Source organism: Paenibacillus sp., from assembly GCF_048976745.1.
Classification (GTDB): domain Bacteria; phylum Bacillota; class Bacilli; order Paenibacillales; family Paenibacillaceae; genus Paenibacillus.
In genome coordinates this window covers 22,027-38,740 of record NZ_JBHGUU010000004.1, presented here as the reverse complement: position 1 = coordinate 38,740, position 16,714 = coordinate 22,027, and the positions used below count along the sequence as shown (strand labels likewise).

Genomic DNA, 16,714 nt, shown 5'->3' with positions numbered 1-16,714 from the left:
CCATGCTAATTTTTATCGAGTTTAGAACCAGTCATCCTTCATGCCATTGTCGCCTGTCTGATTCGTTACCACAGAAGTTTCACCAGCGTGCAGTATGATCGTTTCAGTTTGTTCCACCGCTTGATCCACCCATTCTGACAGATGGCTCATTGTTGATTCAATTTTATCCACAATTCGAAGATTTGGATTGGTTGACGGCGACTTGGGCACAAAGAGAGTGCAGCAATCCTCATATGGCAAAATAGAGATGTCATACGTTCCGATCTGTTTGGACAGGGTAATGATCTCCTGTTTATCCATCATAACCAGTGGTCGCAAAAGTGGCAGTTCCGTCGCACGACCAATGACATTCATACTTGGAAGCGTTTGGCTCGCTACTTGGCCCAGACTGTCACCGGTAATCAGCGCTAGTGCCCGCTCACGCTCGGCAAGTTTGGATGCAATTCGCAGCATTGAACGTCTCATCAGCGTAATAATCAAATTGTCCTGACCCAGTTGGGTAAATGCCGTTTGGATCTCCGTAAATGGAACCAGATGCAGCTTGATTGTTCCTGCATGATCAGCAAGGGCACGCGCCAAATCAATGACTTTCTCTTTGGCACGCTCGCTTGTGAACGGGTAACTATAAAAATGTACACATTCCACTTCAAGTCCACGGCGCATGGAAGACCAGGCTGCAACCGGGCTGTCTATTCCACCTGATAGCAGTACCATCGCTTTTCCGTTCGTGCCCAGCGGAAACCCGCCTACTGCTGGAATGGTTTCATTGAAAATATACGTGCCCAGATCCCGAATTTCCACTCGCAGTTCAATATCAGGCTCGCGAACATCAACACTCAATTGCTGGAACTTTCGAAGGATCGGGGACCCAACCAAATGGTTCATTTCATGTGAAGAGTTCGGGAACTCCTTCCATACCCGCCTTACATTCACCTTGAATGTGGTGCCTTCTTTGAATTCGTCCTCCCTTTCATCCATAAACGCGACTGCTGTTTTCACAATCTCATCAAGCTCGGATGGAGTAACTTTAACCGGACTAATCGACATCACTCCGAATACCCGCTTCAGGACCTTAATTAGTTCAGTATGTGATTCACCGCCAAGATCCACATAGACACGGCCATATTCTTTGCGAAGGCTCGCTCCTGGATAAGGTTTAAGCAAAGCTCTAACCTGTGTAATGATCGTTTTTTCAAATCGGGCACGATTTTTCCCTTTTAACATAAACTCTCCGAATCGGAGAAGCAGCATATCATATTTCATATCCATTCACATCCGCCTTTCGAGGGGGCGCAACTGCGCCACCATCTCATGTAAAGCCCGTTCAAGCAAGGCTACATCTTCTTCTGTATGTTCATCTCCAAGACTAATACGCAATCCGCCACCCGCACAAGCTGCATCTCTGCCCATCGCAAGCAGAGCCCGACTTGGTTCAGCCGAACGCGAAGAACAGGCAGATTGGGTGGATATGGTTACACCCAGTTGCTCCAAGGTGTGCAGCGCCACTTCTGCCTTCATTCCGGGATAGGAGAAGTGTACAATATGAGGTGCACCCTCTGGGCGACTGTTCAATTCAAATTCAGGAATAACACGTATCGTTTCCATCAATCGATCCCGGAGCACCGTTGTACGCCGGGCAAAATCAACCTGATTTTCTGCTGCCATTCGCATGGCTTTAGCCATACCTACCAACAAGGCCACGTTCTCCGTGCCTGCTCTTAGGCCATGCTCCTGTGATCCGCCTGACATCAGTGGCGTAAGTTCAACTCCACTTCGCACGTACAGGAGACCTGCTCCCTTCGGTCCACGAATCTTGTGAGCAGACAGACTGTACAGATCTGCACCCCAAGCAGCAGGTGTAGCCTTCATTTTTCCAAAGCCTTGAACACCATCCACATGGAAAAGTACCCGTCGTGCTTTCTTTTTGAGCTGTTTGGCAATCTCTGCAATCGGATGGATGGCTCCTGTTTCATTGTTTACATGCATCAGACTCACAAGCACCGTGTCGGGTCTGATCGCGTCTACAACCTGCTGAGCGTTGACCACTCCATTGGAATTGACAGGAATTAGCGTCACGTCCCATCCCCATTGCTGCAATTGCATAAAACTTTCATACACCGAAGCATGTTCGGTAGCCGTTGTGACGATGTGTCTGCCTCGCGACTGATAACGTAATGCCGCACCTTTTATCGCAAGATTATTGCTCTCGGTCGCACCAGAAGTAAATACAATCTCCTCAGACTTAACGCCTATTGCAGCAGCACAGCCGGATCGAGCACGACGCAACAACTGATGAGCACGCTCTCCATAGCCATGAATGGAGGACGGATTACCGAATTGTGTCTCCATAATTTCGGCCATCGTACGAATCACATCCGGATGGGGAGGCGTGGTTGCAGCATAATCAAAATATTTCAAATGAGGTTAGACCTCCCTTATCTCTTCGTTCATAAACCTACAGTAAGCATTGTAACACGATACCCATACAACACAAAAAGACCAACCGGGAACAGGCGTTTCAGGCGCTGCTGCTCCCACATTTGATCTCATCCTGCCTATCATGTGTTATCGCAAATGTTTTCTGTGAGTTTAGATCATATATTTCGACCGTGCCTTCTCCACTTTGGAGATATAATTCTGTGTTTCTGAAGGCAGACGGTTAAGTACACTCATCAGTTCGCTATCACTCGACACGCCCAGACGTGAAACACGGCCCGGTCCTGCATTATATGCAGCAAGCGCCATCTTCACTTCTCCACCGAAACGCTGGAGCTGAAGAGAAAGATATTTAGTACCAGCATCAATGTTCTGGGCAGGATCAAATGAATTACTCACACCCAGCCCTGCAGCCGTCCCATCCATTAATTGCATGAGCCCTTTGGCACCGGCGGAGGACACGACATTTGGGTTAAAATTGGACTCTGTGTCAATGACCGCCTTGATCAATGATTCAGGAACACCGTACTTCGCACTTGCTTCCGCAATCAAAGATTCATAATCCGTAGGTACAGATGCACCCGAATCCATGATTCCTGTATTGGATGAAGATAACAAAGTCTCAACAATATGATTGGAGGCAGAGGATAATCCTGATGTACTCATATCCGGGTTGTACGTGCTTCCAAGTTGTAACCACAACAAACCATCACTGGATCTTTTGGAGAGCGTAGCGGTGGAATCCGTATTGTTCGTTGAATTGGCCCCCGTACTTAACAGCCCGTCCATCACATTGGAGAAATCCACTGCTGAACCAGCATCTGATTGTGATCCACTGGTTTGGTTATTCACATTGGACAATTGCAGTTCCAACAACTGCCGCGATCCGCTTGGATCAATCTGCATGAGTTATACCCACTCCCGTATAATTAAGCGTATTATGACCTTATTCTACATCGTTTTACAGCAAGGTTCCATTGTTTTCAAAAAAATATGTGAATCTGATCATCAAACCTGCGCATATACGAAAAAAACCTCCTGCAATTCACCACATTTAGGTGAAAACACAGAAGGCTTGATGATGAACATTTTACACTTAGCGCGCAAATGGAATCATGAAAAAATAACTCAGCGTGGCTACAATACCCAGTCCAATGGACCAAGCTCCCGCTGTTTTCCGACCATTGACATAAGCATAGTAACCCAGAACAGCTGCCGCTGGCCCAAGTACGATTGACCACATGAACAAGGACGCAATACCGAAGGCCAGTCCCATATAACCTGCGACTTTGCCTGTCGACTCCATGACACGGTCAGCTTCATGCTTCTCTACTACAGGCTCTGAACGCTCGGTCCCTCCAGCTCTGACAACAGTCGGAGGAGCGACCTCTGCCCCGTACTCTTCCCGATGTGCTTTTCTTGGATAATCGACACGCTTACGCTGCTTTTCACCTTCGCCCTTGATTTTAGGGCGATCCGTAGATTGAATGTTATTATCGTCATTTTTCATTTGGAAGCACCTCCATTATGAATAGGGATGACTGCTCACTTGGGTCTGAACGTGTGACAGCATGTTGCAGAGGATGTACGTGCATGATCATGGTGATCCGAGTCAAATGTCTCACCGGCAAATTCCTCATGCAAACGACGGGTGGCATGTTGGTCAATGTCAATCATGATGGCATCAGCTTGGCAGAAGTTGTTTTCTCCCCAGAAGTTGCAGTTGGAGACGCTGCATTTGACAATTGGTTTGTCTTGGCTCATTTTTTATCACCTCGACTACTATTGTCTCCCCGCCACAAACCCGATATTCTCCGCTAAAATGCCAGATGATGACATGATCTCACTCGTCTGATTTTCACTAAAAACACAAAAAACCGCCACAAGGGCGGTTTCGTCCAATTTCATATTAAGATTTACACATGAATTAAGCGTGATTCCGTTGATTTTGCATACGGCGCTGAGTCAGGTAGTCACTTTCATAAAATGCCAGATCATCGCGCAATTCTTCGTACGTTTTGGAAACCTCAAGAATGACATCCCGTACTGCACGAATCGGCTTGTCACGAAAACGAATAGCATCTTGTCCTGTGTAAGCGTATCTTCCGTCTTCGGAATAACATTCATTTTTGGGATAGAAAAAGCTATTTACGCATTGGTGATACGTATTATAAAGAGCCTTTTCGGCAAAATCGACATCAAAGTTGGCACGACGCAGCACAACGCCAAGTTTTTCGTAAGAAACTTCAGAAAAAACGAGCAAATGACGGAGATCTGAAAGAAATCCTTTGTAGAAGGCTGTTGATTCTTCCGTCTGATTCTGATCCAGTTCAGGCAAAGCATTCTCATTCAAAAATTTTTCAATCCGATCGATAGCCGGTTTTAACTTTTCCCTAGTTGACTCACATGTTTTCTGTACATTGGCTGCTGACATAAAGGTAGCTCCCCCTTAAATAAGTCCTTACATATAGGTCGGCCAACGGTGGTTTTCCCCTGACCTTTGAATTCTCAGCTATAATCCTACCATAAAAAGATGACGAGCGGTATCCCTTAATCATGCTTTCCGTTTCTGCCATTAAACATGCCTATTATACGCAGTTAGACTCGAACTGGTTTGCATAAAACGATCCGCTTTTTCTAACGATAGATATAACCAGTGACAACGATGAAGCACTGTTAATGATTGTCCAAAATGAACGAAGGAGGTTCCATCCACCATGTCCAGACCGAAATGGATTAACTGGGCCCTTGCAGCTGGTGCGGGAGCACTCGCCCTGACGCTTCTGCTTCCAACATCAAATCGTCAAGAACCTAAGCCAAGCGCCCTGTCCAATTCTGCTCATGAAGAGCACACAAGTAAGCAGCGTCTGAAAGTGCAGGATGTCAAAGCAACTGATCTTCTGACCCGCATGGATGCCAAACAGCATCTCAGTATCATGCTGGAGAAAACCGCTACAATGAATGCTGCGCAGGTGAGTCGATATGTGAATGATCTCCAAAGTTCACATGAACATATCAGATCCATTCATCTCATGAGTATCAATGGCTCTTTCAACAAGCCGTTAGATCAAGCTTCCACACAAGGGAGTAAGTTGGAACAACAGAAGCTTCAACATGCGCTGAACCTTGCCAAAAAAGCGATAAACAAACGTCAAAGTTTCGAATCCTCTTCTTTTCCTCTGGGCAAAGAAAAATATTTTGTTATGGGGCAACCCTCCAAAGATGGCAAAAGAGCTGTAGTTGCCTTGTTCAGCCAGAACGTATTAAATGCTGTTGAACAACATCAGCGCAAAAATCTGCGCATGATCCCTTATCCGCGTGAGGGCAAATTCAAAATTGAGTCTGTTCACCCGGATACGCTTAACGAAATCACAGTGAAAACCGGACATGATAATGCCAATGCCAGTCATTTTTACGAAAATGAAATCGTCATCCGTTTTCGCCAGGATCCCGGTGAGCGTGATATGCGTATCATTAAATCTGATCTGAGGTCTAACTCCGTGCGCAAGCTGGGATACACGTATGTTTTTCGGTCAGAACACATGACTTACAAGCAATTGCATAGCTATTTCGATAGCAAATGGAATCCACTCTATATGGAACCCCACTACATGTATTTAACCAATGATACCGTAACTGAACAAACAGATGTAACGATACCCAATGACATTTTGTTCTCCGATTATCAATGGAACCTGCCTGCAATTGAGACAAATAGAGGATGGAATATTACCAAGGGAAACCAAGATGTCATCGTTGCAGTGGTTGACACGGGGGTTGATATGAATCACCCTGACCTGAAGGGCAAACTTCTTGAAGGTTATAATGTGGTTGAGCCGGGAAGCAAACCGATGGATGATGTGGGACATGGCACACACGTCGCAGGCATTATCGGCGCTATCGTCAACAATAATGAAGGCGTGGCAGGCATGAGCTGGTATAACAAGGTACTACCGGTTAAAGTACTCGACAACTCGGGTTCTGGTACCACGTATGCCGTTGCCGAAGGCATCATCTGGGCAGCCGATCATGGAGCCAAAGTTATCAACATGAGTCTGGGGAATTATGCTGATGCGCAATTTCTTCATGATGCCATTAAATATGCTTTTGACCGGGATATCGTCCTGATTGCAGCCACGGGGAACGATAATACAGAGCGTCCAGGATACCCTGCTGCTTATCCGGAAGTATTTGCGGTATCTGCCACAGACCCGGATATGAGCAAAGCTTCCTATTCCAACTATGGGGATTATGTGGATGTGATGGCGCCGGGGTCCAGTATCGCCAGTACCTATCCAAACAATCAGTATGCGGCCTTGTCTGGAACGTCCATGGCTAGCCCCCATGTAGCCGCACTTGCAGGTTTGATTCGTTCGTTAAACCCGGATTTGACCAACACGGAAGTGATGGATTTGATGCGCCAAAGTGTGATTGACCTCGGTGATCCGGGTCACGATAAGTATTTCGGCTATGGACAAATCGATGTCTATAAAGCACTGCAAGCCGCATCAGGCAACAGCGCTCCTTTGCAGTTCTGGCCGCAACATGTCAGACAACAAATGGATAATACAATGAAAAAGTATACCCCGTAACCGTGATGATTCTACTCCGTAAAAATACAAAAGCAGCTGCGCCCCGGGGCGTACGCTGCTCTTTGGTTTGTATCCAATTCCCCGGGGCACCCGCTGCGATTAGCGCTTGCGAGAAGATGTGCGGGCTTTACCTGATTTTTTCACGGATTTTTTCTTCGCATTGTGACTGGAAACATAACAAGGGTCCTCTTCTTTGACAACAACAGGATACATGTGGTGATGAATCGGAACACAGTGATGTTTTTTGATCACTTCAATCGGGTGGATTACAGGCACGATCTGTGGGATGTAATAATCCTCAACAACCTGGATTGGGTCACAGACAATCGGGCAAAGCGGTGGACAGTAATGGTTCATTTCAAAACCAACTCCCTTTCTGGTGATACTATAACCTATTGCAGTAGATCGAAAGTGGATTGGATGTATGTCCATACTCCGAAAAATTATATGAGCGGTAGCCTGTCCGCCACTGTCCCACCCTGCCCAGGTGTTACTCTGTCAATGACTCCGCACAGTACACGAAGACCTTCACACAAAAGCTCAACGCTTGTTACAGTGAAGCAGATGCGCAGACTTGGTGTATCCGTCTCCCCTACATAACAGGCGGATCCTGGCAGGAAAGAAACTCCTGCAGCAAGTGACTGATGATGCAACTCACGCATATCCAGGTTACTCGGAAGTTGGAGCCACAGATTGAGTCCTCCCTCTGGCAATCGCCACTGCATACCCATAGGAGCATGCTCCTCCAGCACTTCAGATGCTGCGCACAAGCGAGAATACAATTCATCCCTCAATCGGGATACATAGGCCCCGTACTGATTCTGAATGAAGGATTGCAATGCCTTTTGTGTAAGCAGCGGACTGCCCAAATCTGCCGTAGATTTTGCAGCCACAAGCCGGGTCAATACACTTCCGTCTGCGATGGCACAGGCTATACGGCAACCCGGAGAGAGGACCTTGCTGAAGCTTTTGATATATACGACATGACCTGTCCCATCCATCGATTTAATGGAAGCTGGAGGAGGATCCCGAAAATAAAGATCTGCAAACGGATCATCCTCCAGAATGAGGCAGTGGTAGCTTTGCGCGAGATTCAGAAGCTGTGCTCGCCTTCTTGCACTCATCGTAATACCTGTTGGATTGTGATAGGTCGGGATCGTATAGATCAGCTTGGGCGGATAGGTATCACATAACCGGGTCAACAGATCAATACGCATGCCTTCGTCATCCATCGGGACTGTTATGATCTTCGCCCCTCTACTCGTAAAGACATCAATGGCTCCGGTATAGCTTGGTGCCTCCATGTATACAACATCCCCAGGTCCGACAAAAGTCCGTGCCACAAGATCAATTCCCTGCTGAGCACCACTTGTAATTAACATGCGTTCAGGTGTCACCTGTAGTCCACGCTCGGCAAAATGTTCGGCGAAAACCTGTCTTAGCTCCCGATCTCCCTGAAAAGATCCATACGCCGCCATACGCTCTGCATGATCAGAAGAGAGCCGGTAGGCGCTGTCGATAATCTCTCGTGTAGGCAGTAGTTCAGGCTGAATTGCTGACATATGAAGTTCATACCGCACCTGAGGTGATGTATCGAAATGTCTCCAGAGTTGCGCTCGAGGTAAATAATCCACAAGTGCCATCTGCCAATTCCATGACGTAGTGGATTCACTGTTGGCATTATTTCGCTGCATTCGGTCCATATCCTCCGTCTGATCCACGTTCAATGTACCTCTCACATAACAACCTTTCCCCTGGGAGCAGGTGATCAATTGAATCGCTTCAAGTTCAGCATACGCTTTAGATACAGTGACCAGGCTGACACCCAAATCCGCGGTCATTTTACGAACAGAAGGAAGTCGGGTTCCGGGTTCAATGAGTCCTGATCGGATGCGATCGGCAATCGTTAGCGCAATCTGCACGTACAATTTGGTACTGCTTCCCCGTTTTAATTCAATATGCATGGTTGCTCCCCCAACTGTTATGATCTTCATTTTACTGTTATAGTGCAGTCCGTCTATTATAGTTTATAATATCAGTATAACAGTGAATAACAGGAGATGAGAATAACATGAGTATCCCTTGGTCCAAAATGGCACAAAACACCCCGTCCTCTGTCGTTCGCGACATGCTCCAGGCCGCTCAGGCACCTGGAATGATCTCACTAGCCGGTGGATTACCAGCCCAGACTTCATTCCCGCTGGAAGCCATCCGCGTTGCGTATGAAAAAGTATTTATGAGCGGAGCAGCCGCTCTTCAATATGCGGAGACTGAAGGTTACCGTCCTCTTCGCGCCAAAATCGCCGAACGTCTTGAATCCAAGGGCATTCCCGCTTCACCCGATCACATGCTTCTCACTACGGGTTCACAGCAATCCATTGACTTGGTTTGCCGCATCCTTCTCGACCCGGGTGACCGCGTATTGGTTGAATCACCGACCTACCTCGCTGCTCTGCAAGTCATTCATTCCTATCAGGCTGAATCTCACGGCGTAGCCTGTGATGATCACGGTATGTTGCCTGAATCTCTGGAGGAACAACTTCAGTTGCATCGTCCAAAACTTGTTTATATTAACCCAACGTTCTCCAATCCTACAGGAAAAGTATGGTCACGAGAAAGAAGACAGCAGGCTGTGGATCTGTGCCGCAAGTATGGTGTACTCATTCTGGAAGATGATCCCTATGGTGAAATTCGCTTCAATCCGGAGCAATTGGATGTCCCTGCTCTCGCAGAACTGGATGCAGTATCCTATGACGGCCCTTCCAATGTTATCTACACCAGCACATTTTCCAAAACGGTAGCACCTGGCCTTCGTACGGGCTGGATACTGGCTGCTCCCGATATTGTCAAAATGGCAGCACGAGCCAAACAAGGTGCCGACTTGCATTCCAGCAGCATTGACCAAAGAGCGCTTCATGCGCTGCTTGAATCATTCGATCTGGATGCGCATATTCGCCATGTTTCAGAGGATTACGAACAACGAATGAAAACTCTGACTACTCTTATGGCAGCCAAAGCTTGGGAAGGCATCTCGTGGAATTCACCACAAGGTGGCATGTTCTTGTGGCTACAACTGCCTGAAGGCATGCTGGCAAGCAATCTGTTCACTTATGGTATCCAGGAGAAAGTGTGCATTGTGCCAGGTGATTCCTTCTATGCAGGTACACCAGAGTTAAACCGCATGCGTATCAACTTTACTCATACGGACCCTGAGCTCCTTCCGGAAGCCGTGGAAAGAATGGATCGCGCCATCCAACGCTGGCATGCTTCGTTAACATCGGACAGTGTTGTTACACTGTAATGAACTGTCATAAACGTTGCCCTATATTTTGCGTATGAGATTAATTAGGGCGTGTCTGAAAACACCAGGCACGTCCAAAACTTGATATGAGCAACAAAAAAGGAGGCAGGCCCGAGAATCTCGGAACTGCCTCCTTTTTTTATAGAACCTGTTATCAACAGGAATTATGTTTTTTAGATGGTCATGGGTCCTTCTGATCAGTCAGGCCATCGGTGAATCACACGGATTGTCCTCGACTGATAGGTGGACTACATTGTGTAGCTAGTTGTTATGGTGTTGTTGCAGTTGGGAAAGCTTACCGTAAGCCGGGTTCTGTGCTCTTCGTGGTTCATACGGGAACTACCCTCCCACCAGAAGCGACAATCATCTATCTAGGCCATACATTGCTGCACAGCTCAAGCGACCAACCTAGACACACCTCGGGCTAAGGCTGCCTCCTCCGAAGAGGCGACTGTGTCCCATTAGGTCTTGCTCCAGATGGGGTTTACCAGGAACGAAGTCACCAGCGTTCCTCGGGGTCTCTTACACCTCGGTTCCATCCTTGCCTGTGCCGGAAAATCCGGCCATCGGCGGTCCATTTCTGTGGCACTATCCTTCAACTCGCGCTGACTGGACGTTATCCAGCATCCTGCCCTGTGGAGCCCGGACTTTCCTCTCGTGGCAACAAAGGCCACCAGCGATTGTCTGTCAAGCTTTCCGAACAACATTACATAGTATACAGGCATTTGGGTTCCCAGACAAGCTTAATATTACTGGGAATCACACAACAACTGTCTTTTTAGATAAACTGGAATACTTCCGTATTGACCTCTGAAGCAGTAACTTGCGTATCATATCGTTTCTCTTCCAAACGGGAACGAAGCCAATCGGCTGTTTTGGGTTTCATAATCTTCTCGGAATTATGTCCCGGGTCGATGATACACATACCTGCCATTAACGCATCATGAGCCGTGTGATAATCAATATCTCCGGTCACAATAACATCCGCACCTTTGAAACGTGCAGTGAGCGCGTAACGGCTGCCAGAGCCGCCAAGAACCGCTGCTTTTTTGATCTGCTTGTTCAGATCTCCTACAACACGTACATGAGGCACATTGAATTGGGTCTTCACGACCTCCACCAGCTCACCTAATGTCTTAGGCTCCCTAAGGGGCCCCAAGCGTCCCAAACCGAGCGTACGGCCCTTTAAATCCATAGCATAGAGGTCGTAGGCCACTTCCTCATACGGATGAGCCTTAAGCATCGCCTGAACGACCTTACTTCTCAGACTTTGGGGTACGATGGTCTCAATCCGCATTTCTTCCACACGTTCCATCTGCCCTTTGGTTCCGATAAACGGCTCAGTCCCTTCACCAGGTACAAACGTTCCTGTACCTTCCGTGTTGAAGCTGCACTTGTTGTATTGGCCGATACTCCCCGCTCCGGCTTCAAGAACCGCTTGAAGCACCTGTTCATGATGCGTACGTGGGACAAATACAGCCAGCTTGTACAGATGATCTGTGTGTACATCTTCCAACGATTCTTTACTGTCGATGCCAAGTGCCTCGGCCATCCAGTCATTCATACCACCCTCGGCCACATCCAGGTTCGTATGACTGATATAAACAGCAATATCATGCTTAATCAGCTTTTCATACAATTTACCCATAGGTGTATCTGTACTCAATGACTTAACTGGTCTGAAAATGATGGCGTGATGCGCGATAATCAGGTTGGCACCGATGCGAATCGCTTCGTCCACCACTTCGTCCGTCACATCCAATGCAACCAACACATGGCTGATTTCTTTTTGCAAACTGCCGAGCTGTAGACCAATCCGGTCATCCGGTACAGCCAGATGTTTGGGAGCAAGCTGCTCCATCAGTTGAATTACAGTTTGACCTTTGGCAAACATGCCAAAACCTCCTTCAAGTTTGCGATAAGCCGCTCTACCTCAGCTGCCTTGTCCCGAGAAGAATCCTGATCGGATTTGGAGATGGAGTTTACAACCCCTTGCAATTTGATGATCTCACTTTCCCATTTCGCAAAAAATACATCCGTTGGACGATCCACCAAATAGGGTCCCATCCGCAGCAGCAAATCTTCCGTCAATTTTGCCCCGCCTTGAAGCGGACGTGCACGATACACTTCTTCATTTGCAATCGGGCTTACGGATTGTGGCATCGCCGTTATAATCTCATAGATCTTTCCATCTTCTTCGAGCAACTGTTCTGCTACAACCACCCAGTGATGCTCCAGCAACCAGCGTCTGAGAATATCCTCTCCCACATTCGGTTGCAAAATAAGTAACTGGACGCCTTCCAGTTTGGATATGCCTCGATCCAAAATAGAAGCAATCAGAGCACCACCCATACCTGCAATGGTAATGACATCCACTTCTCCCGCAGAGATCACATCTAATCCGTCTCCACGGCGTACCGTTATTTTTTCTTTCAGGCCAGCATCACTGACTTGTTTGCATGCAGCATCATAAGGCCCAGGATTAACTTCCCCGGCTACTGCATTTGCGGCTTTCCCACTGCGGATTGCGGCTACTGGCAGCAGCGCGTGGTCTGAACCGATATCAGCCATGCGGCTACCATCGGGAATTTGATCATGTATTCGCTGTAATCGATTCGAAAGTTTCATGAAGCACCTACACCATTCATTTAATTTATTGATTTGCATTGAACAAGGAAAAGCGATAAAATAAAATCCAATCAAACATTTCAAGGATGAATTTCCAAAACCAAGAAATCAAGACGTTCAAATTAAAAATAAAGGAGACCCCGCCGCCGCTAAAGCGTCTTGCGGAAAGTCTCCCATAGTTCGATTATTCGAGGAAATCTTTGAGTCGTTTACTACGACTCGGGTGGCGCAATTTACGAAGAGCCTTGGCTTCAATCTGACGAATACGCTCACGCGTAACACCAAATACCTTGCCCACTTCTTCCAGCGTTCTCGTCCGTCCATCGTCCAGACCAAAACGTAGACGAAGAACATTCTCTTCACGCTCAGTCAGTGTATCCAGTACATCTTCGAGCTGTTCTTTCAGCAACTCATACGCAGCAGCATCTGCCGGAGCAAGTGCTTCCTGATCCTCAATGAAGTCACCCAGATGGGAATCATCTTCCTCACCGATTGGTGTTTCCAGAGAAACCGGTTCCTGTGCAATCTTCGTAATTTCACGAACTTTTTCCACACTCAGATCCATCTCAGCAGCGATTTCTTCTGGTGTTGGTTCACGTCCAAGTTCCTGCAACAGCTGACGGGATACCCGGATCAGCTTATTAATCGTCTCTACCATGTGTACAGGAATACGAATGGTACGCGCCTGGTCAGCAATAGCACGAGTGATCGCTTGGCGAATCCACCATGTAGCATACGTACTGAACTTGTATCCTTTTTTGTGGTCAAACTTCTCAACCGCTTTGATCAGACCCATGTTACCTTCCTGAATCAAATCAAGGAACAACATGCCACGTCCAACGTAACGCTTGGCGATACTGACTACGAGACGCAGGTTCGCTTCAGCCAGACGACGTTTGGCTTCTTCATCCCCGTTCTCAATCCGTTTGGCCAGTTGTACTTCATCATCTGCCGACAACAATGGCACACGACCAATTTCCTTGAGATACATACGGACAGGGTCATTGATTTTGATACCTGGCGGCAAGCTCAGATCATCATCAAAGTGGAATTCGTCCTCTCCCTCTCTGGTGTTGTTCTCGGAATCTTCACTAGGACGCAGTGTAACCTCTTCATCATTCTCATTCACTACATCGATACCCAGATCACTCAGTTGCTCATAGAACTCATCCATTTGCTCTGCATCCTGCTCAAAAGGAGAGAGTTTCTCAATAATTTCCTTGTAATTCAGCGAAGCTCTTTTCTTACCTGATTCAATCAATTGATCTTTAACCTGATCCAGTGTCAATTCTGTTTCTAGTTCAGTATGCTGATCATTCGCCATAACTCGACTCCCTCCTCCCTAGAAACATCTAATAATCAGACATTCACTGTCTCTCTAGGGCAATCATTTCAATTGCAATTTGTGCCGCGCGTACAGAATCGCCTGCCCGCTCGGCAGCAATCATTTCTTCTTTTTTCAAATCATACTCTTTCTTACGTGGATACTTCAGCACTTCCCTGATGCAATCATCGAGCATTTGAATACTCCATTCACCCGGACCATCCATCATTGAGATTGAACTGACCGTTTTTTCCAAGCGATCGTCATGCAGTGAAGACATAAAGCGGCTTGTATCCGACGGTTTGCCTTGCGCATAGTAGGCATATAGATAAGCAGCAATAGCTGCATGATCATCCAAGTTAAAAGCTTCACCAAGATGCTCATTCACGTACTGGGCAGCCTCATCATCCTGCAACATCCAGGCAATCAGTTTGCGTTCAGCAGCGTGATAAGCCGGCAACAGATTGGGTGTAGGCACCTGCCTATTTTGTTGCCTACCATTATTCCACCTTTTCGGGTTATTATCCCCAAACTGGAGGTTATTTTTCATCGCCTCCCGTTCTTCATTACACTCCTGCTTCAATGTTTCGAAGGATACGTCCACTTCTGCAGCCAGTTCACGAAGATACACTTCCCTTTCTGTTGGAGAAGGCAAGGGGGCAATCAATTTTACTGCTTCTTTCGAATAGGCGATTTGTCCGCCACCCTCTAGCAGTATATGGCTTTTTTTCAAGTTTATAAGTTTAAATTTTGTAGTTGTCACGGCACCGTCCACAATCTGGTTTCGGAACCGTTCACCACCATGCTTCCGAATAAAATCATCCGGGTCAAGTCCCTCGGGAATGAGAGCCACTTTGACCTGCAATCCGGCTTCCTCAAGAATGGGGAAGTTTTTGAGTGCAGCAGCCTGTCCTGCTTTGTCGCCGTCATAACATATGATGACTTCGTCGCACATGCCTTTGAGCATCAGTGCCTGATTCTCGGTTAGCGCAGTACCCATTGCCGCTACACCATTCTGGATGTCCTGATCCCATGCGGAGATGACATCACCATATCCCTCGAACAAAATGGCTTGTCTTTGTTTGCGAATTGCATTTTTGGCCTGATGCAGATTATAGAGAACACGGCTTTTGTTAAATAACCGGGTTTCCGGTGAATTTAGATATTTCGGTTGCCCATCTCCCAATATGCGTCCTGCAAATGCAATTGGCTTACCGCTCCTGCCATTAATCGGGAACATGATCCGGTCTCGGAATCGGTCCACATATCCCTGACCTTCATTTCGCGGAGATAGAAGTCCACCCTTTTCCATTTCTTCGAGCGGGTAATTACGTTTTTCAAGAAATTGTACAAGTGTGTCCCAACGATTTGGTGCGAAACCAATCTGGAACTGGTCAATCAACTTGTCGCCAAAACCTCTGGAGCGTAAATATTCCATGGCTGACTTGCCGTGCTCTGTATTTTTCAACAAAAAATGATACAGCTTCGCGGTAAGCTCATAAGCCTCCAACAGACGTTCAGTCTCCGGATTCACATGAGCAGATTCACGCCCTTGCCAGTCCCCCATAGAGATGTGACTTTCTTCCGCCATCGTTTTGACAGCCTCGGGAAAGGATAACCCTTCGATTTCCATCCTGAATTTGATGGCATTTCCACCCGTGCCGCAACCGTAGCAGTAGAAAATTTGTTTCTCAGGTGTAACGGTGAACGAAGGCGTCTTCTCGGAATGAAAAGGACAGAGGCCTTTCATATACTTCCCCTGCTTGGTCAGATGCACAAATCGGCTCACCGTATCGACAATATCATTCTGCTGCAACACCGATTCAATAATACTTTCGGGTATACCGCCTTGTCCGGTACTCATCTCTGGCCACCTTCATCTCTTCAACACGTAAATATAATTCGATAAACTTACACATTCTCCTGCAAATCTTTTAAAAGTTTTGTCAGTTTATGTTGAAAAATTTCACGATCCTGCTCTGTGAAAGGCTTTGGGCCTTTCCCGTAGTGGCCTCTTTTTCGTGCTTTGGCCGCAGTATGACGAGAATCCAACATGAAATCAATGTCACGGTCGTTAAACTCACGACCACGAAAGGATAAAACATAACAACGTTTGCCGAGCGCAAGTGCCGCAAGTCCATAGTCCTGAGTGATAACCACATCATATGGCTTAATATGATTAGCAATATAGAGATCTGCGCTCTGATCACTGCGATCCACTTGCACGGTACGCACCCCTTCTCCCCCTTGAAGCAAATGATCAAATGAAGAGACTAACAATACAGGGATGTTGAAAAGGCGAGCGGTTTGCGCAATCTCGGTTTTCACCGGGCAAGCATCACCATCCACAACAATATGACGTACATTCAACTCACTCAAACCCAGACCACCCGGTTTCATAAAAATAGCTGCATATTGTAATATACGACCCCG

At 47.1% G+C, this 16,714-nt stretch carries 15 protein-coding genes and 1 other RNA gene; 2 read left to right on the top strand and 14 right to left on the bottom strand.

Annotated elements, in window-relative coordinates; genetic code table 11:
• Window positions 1-21: 21 nt before the first annotated feature.
• The 6 genes from thiI to ACE3K2_RS01060 all read right to left on the bottom strand — a co-directional run bounded on the left by thiI (window position 22) and on the right by ACE3K2_RS01060 (window position 4,870).
• The gene (thiI, locus tag ACE3K2_RS01085) at window positions 22-1,263 is read right to left on the bottom strand and encodes a tRNA uracil 4-sulfurtransferase ThiI (protein ID WP_421886834.1); all 1,242 of its coding nucleotides are present in this window, start codon (window positions 1,261-1,263) and stop codon (window positions 22-24) included.
• Between the two features lie 6 nt (window positions 1,264-1,269).
• Complete coding sequence (locus tag ACE3K2_RS01080) at window positions 1,270-2,418, bottom strand: cysteine desulfurase family protein (protein WP_421885731.1); 1,149 nt, start codon at window positions 2,416-2,418, stop codon at window positions 1,270-1,272.
• A 171-nt stretch (window positions 2,419-2,589) separates the two neighbouring features.
• The gene (locus ACE3K2_RS01075) at window positions 2,590-3,342 is read right to left on the bottom strand and encodes a lytic transglycosylase domain-containing protein (protein ID WP_421885728.1); all 753 of its coding nucleotides are present in this window, start codon (window positions 3,340-3,342) and stop codon (window positions 2,590-2,592) included.
• Between the two features lie 190 nt (window positions 3,343-3,532).
• A complete protein-coding gene (locus tag ACE3K2_RS01070) occupies window positions 3,533-3,946 on the bottom strand; it encodes a hypothetical protein (RefSeq protein ID WP_421885726.1) in 414 nt (137 codons plus the stop codon).
• 35 nt (window positions 3,947-3,981) lie between these two features.
• Entirely contained in the window at window positions 3,982-4,200 is a 219-nt protein-coding gene (locus ACE3K2_RS01065; RefSeq protein ID WP_339306725.1) for a DUF1540 domain-containing protein, read from the bottom strand.
• Between the two features lie 163 nt (window positions 4,201-4,363).
• Window positions 4,364-4,870 carry a YpuI family protein gene (locus ACE3K2_RS01060; RefSeq protein ID WP_421885723.1) on the bottom strand — a complete coding sequence of 169 codons (507 nt, stop codon included), beginning with the start codon at window positions 4,868-4,870 and terminating at the stop codon, window positions 4,364-4,366.
• 283 nt (window positions 4,871-5,153) lie between these two features.
• Here ACE3K2_RS01060 and ACE3K2_RS01055 point away from each other — a divergent pair, with 283 nt between their 5' ends.
• A complete protein-coding gene (locus ACE3K2_RS01055) occupies window positions 5,154-7,028 on the top strand; it encodes a S8 family peptidase (protein WP_421885720.1) in 1,875 nt (624 codons plus the stop codon).
• A gap of 99 nt (window positions 7,029-7,127) precedes the next feature.
• Here ACE3K2_RS01055 and ACE3K2_RS01050 read toward each other — a convergent pair whose 3' ends face one another.
• Window positions 7,128-7,385 carry a hypothetical protein gene (locus ACE3K2_RS01050; RefSeq protein ID WP_421885718.1) on the bottom strand — a complete coding sequence of 86 codons (258 nt, stop codon included), beginning with the start codon at window positions 7,383-7,385 and terminating at the stop codon, window positions 7,128-7,130.
• Window positions 7,386-7,471: 86 nt separating this feature from the next.
• Window positions 7,472-8,992 (bottom strand): PLP-dependent aminotransferase family protein, encoded by a 1,521-nt coding sequence (locus ACE3K2_RS01045; protein ID WP_421885715.1) that lies wholly within the window; start codon window positions 8,990-8,992, stop codon window positions 7,472-7,474.
• A gap of 107 nt (window positions 8,993-9,099) precedes the next feature.
• Between ACE3K2_RS01045 and ACE3K2_RS01040 the strand changes: the two genes are divergently transcribed.
• The gene (locus ACE3K2_RS01040; protein ID WP_421885713.1) at window positions 9,100-10,329 is read left to right on the top strand and encodes a PLP-dependent aminotransferase family protein; all 1,230 of its coding nucleotides are present in this window, start codon (window positions 9,100-9,102) and stop codon (window positions 10,327-10,329) included.
• 286 nt (window positions 10,330-10,615) lie between these two features.
• Here the strand turns inward: ACE3K2_RS01040 and rnpB are convergent.
• The 6 genes from rnpB to ACE3K2_RS01010 all read right to left on the bottom strand — a co-directional run bounded on the left by rnpB (window position 10,616) and on the right by ACE3K2_RS01010 (window position 16,681).
• Window positions 10,616-11,025: RNase P RNA component class A (gene rnpB, locus ACE3K2_RS01035), an RNA gene on the bottom strand.
• A gap of 82 nt (window positions 11,026-11,107) precedes the next feature.
• Entirely contained in the window at window positions 11,108-12,223 is a 1,116-nt protein-coding gene (locus ACE3K2_RS01030) for a Nif3-like dinuclear metal center hexameric protein (RefSeq protein ID WP_421885710.1), read from the bottom strand.
• Window positions 12,199-12,957 (bottom strand): tRNA (adenine(22)-N(1))-methyltransferase, encoded by a 759-nt coding sequence (locus ACE3K2_RS01025; RefSeq protein ID WP_421885707.1) that lies wholly within the window; start codon window positions 12,955-12,957, stop codon window positions 12,199-12,201. Before ACE3K2_RS01025 ends, ACE3K2_RS01030 begins: the two co-directional genes overlap by 25 nt.
• Before the next feature lie 184 nt (window positions 12,958-13,141).
• Entirely contained in the window at window positions 13,142-14,281 is a 1,140-nt protein-coding gene (gene rpoD / locus ACE3K2_RS01020; RefSeq protein WP_062835490.1) for an RNA polymerase sigma factor RpoD, read from the bottom strand.
• Between the two features lie 43 nt (window positions 14,282-14,324).
• Entirely contained in the window at window positions 14,325-16,145 is a 1,821-nt protein-coding gene (gene dnaG / locus ACE3K2_RS01015; protein WP_421885703.1) for a DNA primase, read from the bottom strand.
• 47 nt (window positions 16,146-16,192) lie between these two features.
• A complete protein-coding gene (locus ACE3K2_RS01010; protein WP_339306713.1) occupies window positions 16,193-16,681 on the bottom strand; it encodes a YaiI/YqxD family protein in 489 nt (162 codons plus the stop codon).
• Between the last annotated feature and the right edge of the window lie 33 nt (window positions 16,682-16,714).

Excerpts from the sequence above, each read along its gene's own strand:
- thiI (WP_421886834.1), bottom strand. The coding sequence starts at position 1,263 with ATGAAATATGATATGCTGCTTCTCCGATTCGGAGAGTTTATGTTAAAA.
- ACE3K2_RS01075 (WP_421885728.1), bottom strand. The coding sequence starts at position 3,342 with ATGCAGATTGATCCAAGCGGATCGCGGCAGTTGTTGGAACTGCAATTG.
- ACE3K2_RS01070 (WP_421885726.1), bottom strand. The coding sequence starts at position 3,946 with ATGAAAAATGACGATAATAACATTCAATCTACGGATCGCCCTAAAATC.
- ACE3K2_RS01065 (WP_339306725.1), bottom strand. The coding sequence starts at position 4,200 with ATGAGCCAAGACAAACCAATTGTCAAATGCAGCGTCTCCAACTGCAAC.
- ACE3K2_RS01060 (WP_421885723.1), bottom strand. The coding sequence starts at position 4,870 with ATGTCAGCAGCCAATGTACAGAAAACATGTGAGTCAACTAGGGAAAAG.
- ACE3K2_RS01055 (WP_421885720.1), top strand. The coding sequence starts at position 5,154 with ATGTCCAGACCGAAATGGATTAACTGGGCCCTTGCAGCTGGTGCGGGA.
- ACE3K2_RS01050 (WP_421885718.1), bottom strand. The coding sequence starts at position 7,385 with ATGAACCATTACTGTCCACCGCTTTGCCCGATTGTCTGTGACCCAATC.
- ACE3K2_RS01045 (WP_421885715.1), bottom strand. The coding sequence starts at position 8,992 with ATGCATATTGAATTAAAACGGGGAAGCAGTACCAAATTGTACGTGCAG.
- ACE3K2_RS01040 (WP_421885713.1), top strand. The coding sequence starts at position 9,100 with ATGAGTATCCCTTGGTCCAAAATGGCACAAAACACCCCGTCCTCTGTC.
- ACE3K2_RS01030 (WP_421885710.1), bottom strand. The coding sequence starts at position 12,223 with ATGTTTGCCAAAGGTCAAACTGTAATTCAACTGATGGAGCAGCTTGCT.
- ACE3K2_RS01025 (WP_421885707.1), bottom strand. The coding sequence starts at position 12,957 with ATGAAACTTTCGAATCGATTACAGCGAATACATGATCAAATTCCCGAT.
- rpoD (WP_062835490.1), bottom strand. The coding sequence starts at position 14,281 with ATGGCGAATGATCAGCATACTGAACTAGAAACAGAATTGACACTGGAT.
- dnaG (WP_421885703.1), bottom strand. The coding sequence starts at position 16,145 with ATGAGTACCGGACAAGGCGGTATACCCGAAAGTATTATTGAATCGGTG.
- ACE3K2_RS01010 (WP_339306713.1), bottom strand. The coding sequence starts at position 16,681 with ATGAAACCGGGTGGTCTGGGTTTGAGTGAGTTGAATGTACGTCATATT.